We start from the raw sequence: 12,895 nt of genomic DNA on the forward strand, positions 1-12,895 counted from the left end.
ATGACAGACTTAATAAATAACGGCGATAAAAACACCGACCTACAGTACATCAACGTTTCTGCCCCTGCGGTAAAGCCAACGTTTGAACTGAGCAGTGTGGAACGTGAAGCAATTGAGCATGAAAAGCACCACTACGAAGATGCGCGTGCCGTGTCGATCGAAGCGTTGAAGATCGTGCAAAAACAGCGTGGTTGGGTGCCAGATGGCGCTATTTACGCCATTGCAGAAATTCTTGATATTCCAGCGAGCGATGTAGAAGGCGTAGCCACTTTCTATAGCCAAATCTTCCGCCAGCCTGTTGGACGCCATGTGATCCGCTATTGCGATAGCGTTGTGTGCCATATCACCGGCTATCAGGGCATTCAGGCAGCGATTGAAGAAAAGCTGAAGATCAAACCAGGCGAAACAACGGAAGATGGCCGCTTCACGCTGCTACCAACCTGTTGTCTGGGTAACTGTGATAAGAGTCCGACCATGATGATCGACGAAGACACTCACAGCTATCTGAAGCCTGAAGAAATTGCAGAGCTTCTGGAGCGTTACTCATGACAATCAACGGGTTTACCCCAAAAGTTATTCAGCGCACGCCGGAGATGCACCCGCTGACTTGGCGTATGCGTGATGATGGTCAGCCTGTTTTTATCGATGAATATCGTAGTAAAAACGGCTACGCCGGTGCCGAAAAAGCGTTGAAAGGCATGGCTCCTGACGAAATCATTAATCAGGTTAAAGATGCTGGTCTGAAAGGTCGTGGCGGTGCAGGTTTCTCTACCGGTTTGAAGTGGAGCCTGATGCCTAAAGACGAGTCCATGAACATCCGTTATCTGCTGTGTAATGCTGATGAAATGGAGCCGGGCACCTATAAAGACCGTTTGCTGATGGAAAAAATGCCTCACCAACTGGTTGAAGGTATGCTGATCAGCGCATTCGCACTGAAAGCTTACCGCGGTTATATCTTCCTGCGCGGCGAATATATCGAAGCGGCAGTGAATTTGCGCCGTGCTATCGATGAAGCCAAAGCTGCCGGCCTGCTGGGTAAAAATATCCTCGGTACCGGTTTTGATTTTGAGCTGGTGGTTCATACCGGTGCGGGCCGCTATATTTGCGGTGAAGAAACGGCGCTGATCAACTCCCTTGAAGGCCGTCGTGCTAACCCACGTTCTAAACCACCTTTCCCTGCTTCGGCGGGTGTCTGGGGCAAGCCAACCTGCGTAAACAATGTCGAAACCCTGTCTAACGTTCCGGCAATCATTGCTAATGGCGTTGACTGGTACAAGGGCATTTCTACCAGTGAAGACGCTGGTACCAAGATGATGGGCTTCTCAGGTCGTGTGAAGAACCCTGGCGTATGGGAATTACCTTTCGGTACTACCGCGCGCGAAATTCTTGAAGATTATGCCGGCGGCATGCGCGATGGGCTGAAATTTAAAGCCTGGCAGCCAGGCGGTGCAGGGACTGACTTCCTGACTGAACAACACCTCGATTTGCCGATGGAATTCGGCACCATTGGTAAAGCTGGCAGCCGTTTAGGTACTGCGTTGGCAATGGCGGTGGACCATGAGATTGGCATGGTATCGCTGGTGCGTAACCTGGAAGAGTTCTTTGCTCGTGAATCCTGTGGCTGGTGTACGCCGTGCCGCGACGGATTGCCGTGGAGCGTCAAAATATTGCGCGCACTTGAGCGTGGCGAAGGTCAGCCAGGGGATATTGAAACCCTTGAGCAACTTTGCCGCCAACTTGGCCCGGGTAAAACGTTCTGTGCTCATGCGCCGGGTGCTGTTGAACCGCTGCAAAGTGCGATCAAGTACTTCCGCGGCGAGTTTGAAGCCGGAATAGCCAAACAGGTTTACAACAACGCACGCAGTATTGGCGGTATTCAGCCGAATAACCTGCTTAAAGAGCGTTGGTAATTAGTCGTTAAGGCAACTATTGGCGGACGGTGAGCCCGCTAAAAAGAGATAAGCCCTGTATTAGGGGCAGGTTGCCAAACTGATAATCACCAACCCGGCCAGAATTTTTGATTAACGCCCGCGATAAAGTGGGCCTCATGGAAGCATGCTGACTATGGCTACGATTCATGTAGACGGCAAAGAATACGATGTTAACGGAGCGGACAACCTTCTACAGGCTTGCCTCTCTCTTGGCCTTGATATTCCTTATTTTTGCTGGCATCCGGCGCTAGGAAGCGTCGGCGCTTGCCGCCAATGTGCGGTTAAGCAATACCAAAACGCGGAAGATACTCGCGGTCGTTTGGTGATGTCATGTATGACGCCTGCGTCTGATGGAACCTTTATTTCCATCGACGATCAGGAAGCCAAACAGTTCCGTGAAAGCGTGGTTGAGTGGTTAATGACTAATCACCCTCACGACTGCCCAGTCTGTGAGGAAGGGGGGAACTGTCATCTGCAGGATATGACAGTGATGACCGGCCACAGTATGCGCCGTTACCGCTTCACCAAACGTACTCATAACAACCAAGACCTCGGTCCGTTTATTTCTCACGAAATGAACCGTTGTATCGCCTGTTATCGCTGCGTCCGTTATTACAAGGATTATGCTGACGGTACTGATTTGGGTGTTTATGGTGCGCATGACAACGTCTACTTTGGTCGCCCAGAAGACGGTCCGCTGGAAAGCGAATTCTCGGGTAACCTGGTTGAAGTCTGTCCAACCGGTGTGTTCACCGATAAAACGCATTCTGAGCGCTATAACCGTAAATGGGACATGCAGTTTGCCCCAAGCGTGTGCCATCAGTGCAGCGTAGGCTGTAATACCAGCCCTGGTGAGCGCTACGGTGAATTACGCCGTATCGAAAACCGTTACAACGGTACCGTAAACCACTACTTCCTTTGTGACCGTGGTCGCTTTGGTTATGGTTACGTTAATCTGAAAGATCGTCCTAAAAAACCACAGCAACGCCGTGGTAATGACTGGATCGAGCTTAATGCCGAGCAGGCGATGCAAGGTGCTGCCGATATTCTGCGTCAGGCAGAGAAAACTATCGGTATCGGTTCGCCGCGTGCCAGCCTGGAAAGTAACTTCGCATTGCGTCAACTCGTTGGTGCTGAGAACTTTTATACCGGTATCAGCGCACAAGAGCAGGGTCGTCTTGACTTGATGCTCAATGTGTTGAAAAACAGCGGTGTTCACACGCCAGCGCTGCGCGAAATTGAAGAATATGATGCCGTGTTGGTGTTGGGTGAAGACTTGACGCAAACCGGTGCGCGTATTGCGCTGTCCGTTCGTCAGGCTGTGAAAGGCAAAGCTCGTGCAATGGCTGCGGCGCAGCGCGTTGCAGACTGGCAGATTGCTGCAATACAAAACATTGGCCAGCATTCTAAGCATCCGCTGTTTATCACTAACGTTGATAACACCAAACTCGACGACATCGCCGCTTACAACTATCGCGCGCCGGTGGATGAACAAGCACGTTTTGGCTTTGCTATCGCCAATGCTATTGATTCATCTGCGCCTGCGGTGACGGATTTGGCTGAAGGGCTAAATAAGAAAGTTGATGTCATCGTACAAGCGCTGACCGGAGCAAGAAAACCGTTAATCATCACCGGTAGCAATGCAGGTAGTGATGCGATTATTGCGGCTGCCGCTAACGTTGCTAAAGCGTTGAAAGTCCGTGGTCTGGATGTCGGCATTACCTTCGTTGCTTCCTCTGCTAACAGCATCGGCTTGGCAATGATGGGCGGCGGCTCGCTAGATGATGCACTTAATGTGTTGGAAGCCGGCGGTGTTGATAGCGCCATCGTGATGGAAAATGATCTTTATCGTCATGCGCCATTGGCTAAAGTTGACTCTGCACTTGATAAGGTTAAAAACCTGTTAGTGCTTGATCATCAACGTACCAGCATTATGGATAAAGCGCGTTTGATCCTGCCTGCTGCGAGTTTTGCAGAGAGTGACGGTACACTGGTCAATCAGGAAGGTCGCGCTCAGCGCTTCTTCCAGGTTTATGATCCTGCCTACTACGATACGACAGTCAGCATGCTCGAAAGCTGGCGTTGGTTGCATTCTCTGGAATCAACGATCAACAGCCGCGAAATCGACTGGACACAGTTGGATCATGTCATCGCCGCTTGTGTTAACGAACTGCCACAATTGCAGGGTATTGTTGATGCGGCTCCAGATGCTAGTTTCCGTATCCGTGGTCAAAAACTGGCGCGTTCTCCGCATCGTTCCAGTGGTCGTACCGCTATGCGCGCTAATATCAGCGTACATGAGCCGCGTCAGCCACAAGATAAAGACACTATGTTTGCCTTCTCAATGGAAGGGAACAACAGCCCAACCGCTAATCGTCAGCAGATTCCATTTGCCTGGGCTCCAGGTTGGAACTCACCACAAGCCTGGAACAAATTCCAGAGCGAAGTGGGTGGCAAGCTGCGTCACGGTGATCCAGGTGTGCGTCTGATCGAAGCGGGTGAGGGGAGTCTTGAGTACTTTACTCAAATTCCTGCTGCTTTCGTTGCTGGCAATCAACACTGGCGTGTTGCGCCTTACTACCACCTGTTTGGTAGTGAAGAGATGTCACAACGTTCTGCTGTTATCCAAAGCCGTATGCCGCAAGCCTACGTCATGGTTAACCCAGAAGATGCGGCCGCTCTCGGTGTCAATCAAGGAACGCAGGTTGAGTTTACCTGTGCAGGTCAAACCCTGACGTTGCCTGTTCGTCTGAGCGCCACCCTTAATCAAGGGCAGCTAGGTTTACCACTGGGCTTACCGGGTATTCCTCCGGTGCTGGTGGGCGCAACGATTGAAAATCTGCGGGAGGCAACCCGATGAGTTGGTTTACACCGGAAGTGATCGAAACAATTATTGCCGTCGTTAAAGCGGTGGTGATTTTGCTTGTGGTTGTCGGCGTTGGTGCGTTTATGAGTTTTGCTGAACGTCGCTTGCTTGGCCTGTTCCAAAACCGATACGGACCAAACCGTGTCGGTTGGGGCGGCTCACTGCAATTAGTTGCCGACATGATCAAAATGTTCTTTAAAGAGGACTGGGTGCCGCGCTTTACCGATCGCATGATCTTTACGCTGGCACCGATGATCGCTTTCAGCTCAATGCTGGCAGCATTCGCTATCGTTCCTGTTGCACCGACTTGGTACGGCGCGAACCTTAATATCGGTATTTTGTTCTTCCTGATGATGGCAGGCCTGGCAGTTTATGGTGTGTTATTTGCAGGTTGGTCAAGTAACAACAAATACTCGTTATTAGGTGCGGTACGTGCTTCGGCCCAGACGCTGAGCTATGAAGTGTTCCTCGGTCTATCAATGATGGGTGTTGTTGCTCAGGCAGGTTCATTCAATCTGCAAGACATTGTGATTTCACAAGCGCATATGTGGAACATCATCCCGCAATTCTTTGGCTTCTTAACCTTTGCGATTGCCGGTGTGGCCGTGTGTCACCGTCATCCATTTGACCAACCAGAAGCTGAGCAAGAGTTGTCTGATGGTTATCACATCGAATATTCCGGCATGAAGTTCGGTCTGTTCTTTGTCGGTGAATACATCGGGATTGTGACCGTTTCTGCACTGATCGTGACGCTGTTCTTCGGCGGCTGGCAGGGTCCATTCTTGCCTCCGTTTATTTGGTTCGCGCTGAAAACTGCCTTCTTCATGGTGATGTTCATTTTGATCCGTGCAGCATTGCCGCGTCCTCGCTATGACCAGGTTATGTCATTCGGCTGGAAAATCTGCCTGCCGCTGACGTTATTGAACCTGCTGGCGACCGCTGCGGTCATTTTGTACAACGCGCACTCTTTGCCGTAAATAATTGGGGCGAAAAACCATGACATTGAAAGAGTTACTCGTCGGCTTTGGTACCCAGGTTCGTAGCCTGTGGATGATCGGGCTGCACACATTCTCCAAGCGCGAAACGCTGATGTACCCGGAAGAGCCGGTTTATTTGCCGCCTCGTTACCGTGGGCGCATCGTGTTAACTCGCGATCCAGACGGTGAAGAGCGTTGCGTAGCTTGTAACCTGTGTGCTGTTGCTTGTCCGGTTGGCTGTATTTCACTACAGAAAGCCGAGATGAAAGACGGTCGCTGGTATCCAGAGTTCTTCCGCATCAACTTCTCTCGCTGTATTTTTTGCGGCCTGTGTGAAGAAGCTTGTCCTACTACCGCTATCCAGTTAACACCGGATTTCGAGCTGGGCGAGTTTAAGCGTCAGGACTTGGTATACGAGAAAGAAGATTTGCTGATTTCTGGTCCGGGTAAATATCCGGAATATAACTTCTACCGGATGGCCGGTATGGCAATTGACGGCAAGTCGAAAGGCGATGCAGAAAATGAAGCCAAACCGATCAACGTCAAAGGCCTGATGCCTTAAGGAGCCGCAAGCATGGAATTTGCATTTTATATTGCAGCCTTGGTGGCCGTGTTGGCGACGTTGCGCGTAATAACGCATACCAATCCGGTGCATGCACTGCTGTACCTCATTGTTTCACTGTTAGCCATCGCTGCGGTGTTCTTCTCGCTCGGCGCCTATTTTGCCGGTGCGTTGGAAATCGTTGTGTACGCCGGGGCCATTATGGTGCTGTTCGTATTTGTGGTGATGATGCTCAACTTGGGTAATGTCCAAGAGCAGGAACGCGCATGGCTGAAGCCTTCTACCTGGATCGGACCCTCGATTCTGGCGTTGGTGTTACTCGCCGTCATTATCGCGTCTATCCACGGTCTTCCGGGCAGCGAAATTAAAGGCACGATTGTTGATGCTAAAGCGGTCGGCATTAGCCTGTTTGGGCCTTATGTATTGGCAGTGGAATTGGCGTCAATGTTGCTTCTTGCAGGGTTGGTGGTTGCCTTCCATATTGGCCGTGAACACAAACCGGGTGAAGTATTGAATACCGCACCTGGCAGTGAAATGGCGAAGAGAAAAACGGAGGAGAGAGCATGATCCCTCTACAGCATGGCCTAATTCTGGCGGCTATTTTGTTCGTGTTAGGGCTTACCGGTCTGTTAGTCCGTCGTAATCTGCTGTTTATGTTGATAAGCCTTGAAGTGATGATCAATGCGGCAGCGCTGGCATTTATCGTTGCCGGTAGCTATTGGGGGCAGGCAGATGCACAGGTGATGTATATCCTGGCAATTAGCTTAGCCGCAGCGGAGGCCAGTATTGGTCTGGCGTTGTTGCTACAGCTCTACCGTCGTCGTCATACCCTGAATATTGACACTATCAGTGAGATGCACGGATGAACCTATTATATTTAACAATACTGTTCCCGCTGATTGGCTTTCTCTTATTGGCCTTTTCACGCGGCCGCTGGTCTGAGAATACTTCAGCAACTGTAGGTGTTGGTTCAATCGGCTTTGCAGCATTGGTGACTATCTATGCCGCCGTTGATTTCCTGAGCCATAAAGCGGCGGGAGAAGCGTTTAGCCAGAACCTCTGGAACTGGATGAGCGTTGGCGATTTCAATATCGCCGCCACGCTGACATTAGATGGTCTGTCACTGACCATGTTGTCTGTCGTTACCGGCGTTGGTTTCTTCATCCACATGTTCGCGTCATGGTACATGCGTGGTGAAGAGGGCTATTCTCGCTTCTTCGCTTACACCAACTTGTTTATTGCCAGCATGGTTGTTCTGGTGCTGGCTGATAACTTGATGCTGATGTATCTCGGTTGGGAAGGGGTGGGGCTGTGTAGCTACCTGCTGATCGGTTTCTACTACACCAATCCAGCTAATGGCGCTGCGGCGATGAAAGCCTTTATCGTGACTCGCGTGGGTGACGTGTTCCTGGCTTTCGCACTGTTTATCCTTTATCGCGAACTGGGCACCCTGAACATTCGTGAGCTGATGATATTGGCACCGCAAAAACTGGCGGTTGGCGATACGGCAATTACTTGGGCGACCTTGATGTTGCTTGGCGGCGCAGTCGGTAAATCGGCGCAGTTGCCATTGCAAACGTGGTTAGCAGACGCGATGGCGGGTCCAACGCCAGTATCTGCATTGATCCACGCCGCAACCATGGTAACCGCGGGCGTTTATTTGATTGCTCGTACTCATGGCCTGTTCCTGATGGCGCCAGAGATTCTGCATCTGGTTGGTGTTATCGGTGCTGTCACCTTAGTGTTGGCAGGTTTTGCTGCGTTGGTGCAAACCGATATCAAGCGTGTTCTCGCGTACTCGACTATGAGCCAAATCGGCTACATGTTCTTGGCGTTAGGCGTGCAAGCTTGGGATGCAGCAATTTTCCACCTGATGACTCATGCGTTCTTTAAAGCGTTACTGTTCCTCTCATCTGGTTCGGTCATTCTTGCCTGTCACCACGAGCAAAACATTTTCAAAATGGGTGGGCTGCGTAAGTCTATCCCTCTGGTATATGTCTGCTTCCTGGTCGGTGGCGCGGCGTTGTCTGCCTTGCCACTTATCACATCCGGCTTCTTCAGTAAGGATGAGATCTTGGCGGGTGCTTGGGCAAATGGCCATTTGAATCTGATGGTTGCTGGCCTGGCCGGTGCATTCATGACCTCTCTGTATACCTTCCGTATGATTTTCATCGTGTTCCATGGCGAAGAGAAGATTAAAGCACATGCGGGTAAAGGTATTACTCACCATCTGCCACTGTTGGTTCTGTTGGTATTGTCTACCTTCGTTGGCGCGCTGATTGTGCCACCGTTGAAAGGCGTATTGCCTGAAACCACAGATTTGGCTCACGGTAGCGAGCTGACGCTGAAAATCGCCTCAGGCATCGTAGCTATCGTCGGTATCTTGCTGGCTGCGGCACTTTACCTTGGTAAACGTTCACTGGTTAACAGCATTGCTAAGAGCGCACCTGGCCGTTTCTTCACGGTGTGGTGGTTCCATGCCTGGGGCTTCGACTGGTTGTACGACAAGGTCTTTGTTAAGCCGTACCTTGCCGTGGCGTATCTGCTGAAACGCGATCCGCTCAACTCGGTGATGAACTTGCCAGCGCTGGTTTCCCGTTTGGGTAACCGTGGGCTGACGTTGAGTGAGAATGGTCAAACGCGTTGGTATGTCGCGTCGATGGGATTGGGTGCAGTGGTCGTTCTGGCGCTGTTGTTAATTGTTTAATGAATAACACATTGTAAACGGTACCGGGTGGCAGGAGCCTATGCGACCAAAGACACCCGGTAGCAAGTTTTAAGTTTATTCAAATAGGGACACATATTGCCATGCTATTACCTTGGCTACTTCTTATCCCCTTCATTGGCGGGCTGTTATGTTGGCAGTCTGAGCGCATCGGTAGCAAAGTACCGCGCTGGATCGCCTTAATTGCAATGGGGTTGACCTTAGCCCTTTCCCTGCAATTGTGGTTGCAGGGAGGCTATACACTAGCAACACCTAAAGGTATTCCTCAGTGGCAGTCAGAGTTTGAACTGCCGTGGATCCCGCGTTTCGGCATTAGCTTCCATCTGGCTTTAGATGGCTTGTCACTGCTGATGGTGGTCTTGACCGGGTTGCTCGGTATTCTTGCGATACTCTGTTCATGGCGTGAGATTCAAAAGCATCAGGGGTTCTTCCACCTGAATATGCTGTGGATCCTCGGCGGCGTTATCGGGGTGTTCTTGTCCATCGACATGTTCCTCTTCTTCTTCTTCTGGGAGATGATGCTGGTACCGATGTACTTCCTGATCGCACTTTGGGGCCATAAAGGATCGGACGGCAAAACCCGTATCAGTGCCGCAACCAAATTCTTCATCTATACGCAAGCCAGCGGCTTGATTATGTTGGTGGCGATCCTTGGTTTGGTATTTGTACATTTCAACGCAACAGGCGTGTGGACTTTCAGCTATGAACAACTGCTGAAAACGCCAATGTCACATAATGTTGAATATGTATTGATGCTGGGCTTCTTTATCGCCTTCGCGGTGAAAATGCCGGTTGTTCCATTACACGGCTGGTTGCCAGATGCACACAGTCAGGCGCCAACCGCGGGTTCTGTTGACCTGGCAGGTATTTTGCTGAAAACCGCAGCTTATGGTCTGTTGCGTTTTAGCTTGCCGTTCTTCCCGAATGCTTCACACGAGTTTGCACCTATTGCAATGTGGTTAGGTGTTATCGGTATCTTCTACGGTGCGTGGATGGCTTTCTCACAAACCGATATCAAGCGCCTGATTGCTTACACCAGTATCTCGCATATGGGCTTCGTACTGATTGCCATCTTCACCGGTAGCCAGTTGGCTTACCAAGGTGCGGTAATTCAGATGATTGCTCACGGTCTGTCTGCATCTGGTCTGTTCATTATCTGTGGTCAGATTTACGAGCGTCTGCATACTCGTGATTTACGTCAAATGGGCGGCTTGTGGGGAAGAATTAAATACCTGCCAGCATTGGCGCTGTTCTTTGCGGTTGCCAACCTTGGTATGCCGGGGACAGGGAACTTCGTCGGTGAATTCATGATCCTGTTCGGCAGCTTCCCTCTGGTGCCGACGATCACGGTTATCATTACTTTCGCTCTGGTCTTCGCTTCAGTTTACTCTCTGATCATGATGCAACGTGCTTATTACGGCGCGCCAAAATCTGAAGAACCTCTGCAAGGTATGACCGCTCGTGAAATGTCGATTATCCTGCTGCTGGTCGTCTTGCTGGTGTTGTTGGGCGTTTACCCACAACCGATTCTAGACACCTCAAGCGCTGCAATGAGTAATGTGCAGCACTGGTTCGGATCATCTGTTTCATCAATTTCAACGACAAGGCCGTAACTCGCCATGACAATTACTCCTCAAAATCTGATCGCACTGTCACCACTGTTGATCGTCGGATTGACTGTGGTGGTAGTGATGCTATCCATTGCGTGGCGACGCGACCACTTTGTTAATGCCACGTTGACGGTAATTGGCCTGAATCTGGCGCTGATTTCACTTTATTTTGTGGGACACGCTGGTGTACAGGATGTTACTCCGCTGATTCGTGTTGATGGCTACTCAATGTTCTACGTTGGGTTGGTACTGCTGGCCAGTTTGGCAACCAGTACATTTGCCTATCCATGGTTGCAGGGTTACCCAGATAACCGCGAAGAGTTCTACTTGCTGGTACTTATCGCGGCAATGGGCGGCATCTTGCTGGCCTGCGCTAATCATATGGCCTCATTGTTCTTAGGGATTGAACTTATCTCTCTGCCACTGTTTGGTCTGGTTGGTTACGCTTACCGCCTCAACCGTTCGCTGGAAGCCAGTATCAAATATATGCTTCTGTCTGCGGCAGCATCATCGTTCCTGCTGTTTGGTATGGCGTTGGTGTATGCACAATCTGGCGATTTGTCTTTCGTTGCATTGGGCAAAAGCTTGGCCGATTCAGCCGTTCACCAGCCGTTATTGTTGGCAGGCGTAGGACTGATGATTGTTGGTCTTGGCTTTAAACTGTCGTTGGTTCCTTTCCACCTGTGGACGCCAGACGTTTATCAAGGCGCACCTGCACCTGTTTCAACCTTCCTGGCTACCGCCAGCAAGATTGCGATTTTTGCAGTGGTCATGCGTTTATTCCTCTACGTGCCTGTGGCAGAAAACCATTCAATCCGCCTGGTGCTGGGCATCATTGCCTTCTGCTCGATTCTGGTTGGTAACTTGATGGCGCTGAGCCAAAGCAACATCAAGCGCATGCTGGGCTACTCTTCTATTGCTCACTTGGGTTATCTGCTGGTGGCATTGGTAGCCGTACAAACACACGTATTGTCGATGGAAACCGTTGGCGTTTACTTAGCGGGTTATCTGTTCACTACCGTAGGTGCATTCGGTGTGGTTAGCCTGATGTCCAGCCCTTACAAAGGCGGGGGCGCAGATGCTGAATCTCTGTTCTCTTACCGTGGTTTGTTCTGGCATAAGCCGATTTTGGCAGCAGTTATGACAACGATGATGTTGTCACTGGCTGGTATCCCGCTGACACTCGGCTTTATCGGTAAATTCTACGTGCTGGCAACGGGTGTGACTGCACATCTGTGGTGGCTGACTGGTGCTGTCGTGGCAGGTAGTGCGATTGGTATTTATTATTACCTGCGCGTTACTGTCAGTTTGTTCTTGAGTGCCCCAGCGAGTCTGCAGCGTGATACCCCAAACAACTGGGCATTAACTGCCGGTGGTATCGTGGTACTCATTTCTGCCATCTTAGTTGTAGTATTCGGTGTTTACCCACAACCGCTGATCAACATAGTTCAAATGGCACAGCCGTTGTTCTAATAGATACAGCGTAGTTGCGAAGTGAATAAGCCGCCCATCTTAGATGGGCGGCTTTTTTGTGCATTGAGCTCAAAATAAGTGCAATTAAATGGCTTCGCGGGCAACGCTCGAAAAGTGTCAGAACGTTCTTAAAAGGCAATTAATTATCCTGATGCCAATATTCCACAAAGCGTAATATCGAAATTTACGCTAGGGTTAATAGGCGTTGTATTAATGACAAGACAAGGAGATAACAATGCCCACCCAATCTAAATCACAACAATTTGAAGCACAGCAAAGCTCTTTAGATGATGATCTGAGAATGCTCAGTGAAACACTAGAAGAAGTCCTGAAATCATCTGGTGATAAAGCCGATGAAAAGTATCAAGAGATTAAATCTCGTGCTGAACAGGCGTTAAGTGATGTGCAGTCACGACTGTCGATTGGCAAAGATTCGTGCTGTGCAAAGGTAAAAGATCTTGCTGAGCATGCCGATAGCTATGTGCGCGAGAAACCTTGGCAGGGCGTAGGTATTGGTGCTGCGGTAGGGTTAGTTATCGGGCTACTGTTACGACGTTAAGGGTATATCTTTAGTAAGATGCCGCCTTTTATCCGTTTTTGATGATGGGGCGGCAAGTATTATTTAAGCATCCGTACTTTCTCTCTAGTTCCAAATCTAAAATGTAACTCCACATTCATTGTCTATCCTTCAGTGTTCCCACTATTAGCTATAGTGTGATTATCCAAAAATAAAACGAATCAAATCAATCTC

General features: G+C 50.1%; 11 protein-coding genes. All 11 read left to right on the forward strand.

The genetic code is table 11. From position 1 onward, the window contains the following. The 11 genes from nuoE (at position 1) to ACL9RG_RS00465 (ending at position 12,703) form a co-directional block, all read left to right on the forward strand. Positions 1-549, forward strand: a complete 549-nt coding sequence (nuoE, locus tag ACL9RG_RS00415) for an NADH-quinone oxidoreductase subunit NuoE (RefSeq protein ID WP_422790595.1) — start codon at positions 1-3, stop codon at positions 547-549. Further along, positions 546-1,910, forward strand: coding sequence for an NADH-quinone oxidoreductase subunit NuoF (gene nuoF, locus ACL9RG_RS00420; RefSeq protein WP_422790596.1), 1,365 nt, complete (start codon positions 546-548; stop codon positions 1,908-1,910). Before nuoE ends, nuoF begins: the two co-directional genes overlap by 4 nt. Before the next feature lie 154 nt (positions 1,911-2,064). Beyond that, positions 2,065-4,791: an NADH-quinone oxidoreductase subunit NuoG gene (gene nuoG, locus ACL9RG_RS00425; RefSeq protein ID WP_422790597.1), complete on the forward strand. Its 2,727-nt coding sequence runs from the start codon at positions 2,065-2,067 to the stop codon at positions 4,789-4,791. Further along, entirely contained in the window at positions 4,788-5,774 is a 987-nt protein-coding gene (gene nuoH, locus ACL9RG_RS00430; protein ID WP_422790598.1) for an NADH-quinone oxidoreductase subunit NuoH, read from the forward strand. Before nuoG ends, nuoH begins: the two co-directional genes overlap by 4 nt. A gap of 19 nt (positions 5,775-5,793) precedes the next feature. Beyond that, positions 5,794-6,336, forward strand: a complete 543-nt coding sequence (gene nuoI, locus ACL9RG_RS00435) for an NADH-quinone oxidoreductase subunit NuoI (protein ID WP_422790599.1) — start codon at positions 5,794-5,796, stop codon at positions 6,334-6,336. Between the two features lie 12 nt (positions 6,337-6,348). Continuing rightward, on the forward strand, positions 6,349-6,903 hold the full coding sequence (gene nuoJ / locus ACL9RG_RS00440; protein WP_422790600.1) for an NADH-quinone oxidoreductase subunit J: 555 nt from the start codon (positions 6,349-6,351) through the stop codon (positions 6,901-6,903). After that, a complete protein-coding gene (gene nuoK / locus ACL9RG_RS00445; RefSeq protein ID WP_422790601.1) occupies positions 6,900-7,202 on the forward strand; it encodes an NADH-quinone oxidoreductase subunit NuoK in 303 nt (100 codons plus the stop codon). Before nuoJ ends, nuoK begins: the two co-directional genes overlap by 4 nt. Beyond that, positions 7,199-9,043, forward strand: a complete 1,845-nt coding sequence (gene nuoL, locus ACL9RG_RS00450; protein ID WP_422790602.1) for an NADH-quinone oxidoreductase subunit L — start codon at positions 7,199-7,201, stop codon at positions 9,041-9,043. The genes nuoK and nuoL overlap by 4 nt, the downstream gene beginning before the upstream one ends. A 101-nt stretch (positions 9,044-9,144) precedes the next feature. After that, positions 9,145-10,674, forward strand: a complete 1,530-nt coding sequence (gene nuoM / locus ACL9RG_RS00455) for an NADH-quinone oxidoreductase subunit M (RefSeq protein WP_422790603.1) — start codon at positions 9,145-9,147, stop codon at positions 10,672-10,674. A gap of 6 nt (positions 10,675-10,680) precedes the next feature. After that, on the forward strand, positions 10,681-12,144 hold the full coding sequence (nuoN, locus tag ACL9RG_RS00460; RefSeq protein ID WP_422790604.1) for an NADH-quinone oxidoreductase subunit NuoN: 1,464 nt from the start codon (positions 10,681-10,683) through the stop codon (positions 12,142-12,144). Positions 12,145-12,379: 235 nt separating this feature from the next. Continuing rightward, positions 12,380-12,703 carry a DUF883 family protein gene (locus ACL9RG_RS00465; RefSeq protein WP_422790605.1) on the forward strand — a complete coding sequence of 108 codons (324 nt, stop codon included), beginning with the start codon at positions 12,380-12,382 and terminating at the stop codon, positions 12,701-12,703. Positions 12,704-12,895: the final 192 nt, after the last annotated feature.

Source organism: Rouxiella sp. Mn2063, assembly GCF_049319665.1.
In the GTDB taxonomy this organism is placed as follows: domain Bacteria; phylum Pseudomonadota; class Gammaproteobacteria; order Enterobacterales; family Enterobacteriaceae; genus JBMOUD01.

Coding starts and splice junctions, on each gene's coding strand:
- nuoE (WP_422790595.1), top strand. CDS start 1: ATGACAGACTTAATAAATAACGGCGATAAAAACACCGACCTACAGTAC.
- nuoM (WP_422790603.1), top strand. CDS start 9,145: ATGCTATTACCTTGGCTACTTCTTATCCCCTTCATTGGCGGGCTGTTA.
- nuoN (WP_422790604.1), top strand. CDS start 10,681: ATGACAATTACTCCTCAAAATCTGATCGCACTGTCACCACTGTTGATC.
- nuoI (WP_422790599.1), top strand. CDS start 5,794: ATGACATTGAAAGAGTTACTCGTCGGCTTTGGTACCCAGGTTCGTAGC.
- nuoG (WP_422790597.1), top strand. CDS start 2,065: ATGGCTACGATTCATGTAGACGGCAAAGAATACGATGTTAACGGAGCG.
- nuoL (WP_422790602.1), top strand. CDS start 7,199: ATGAACCTATTATATTTAACAATACTGTTCCCGCTGATTGGCTTTCTC.
- nuoK (WP_422790601.1), top strand. CDS start 6,900: ATGATCCCTCTACAGCATGGCCTAATTCTGGCGGCTATTTTGTTCGTG.
- nuoF (WP_422790596.1), top strand. CDS start 546: ATGACAATCAACGGGTTTACCCCAAAAGTTATTCAGCGCACGCCGGAG.
- nuoH (WP_422790598.1), top strand. CDS start 4,788: ATGAGTTGGTTTACACCGGAAGTGATCGAAACAATTATTGCCGTCGTT.
- ACL9RG_RS00465 (WP_422790605.1), top strand. CDS start 12,380: ATGCCCACCCAATCTAAATCACAACAATTTGAAGCACAGCAAAGCTCT.
- nuoJ (WP_422790600.1), top strand. CDS start 6,349: ATGGAATTTGCATTTTATATTGCAGCCTTGGTGGCCGTGTTGGCGACG.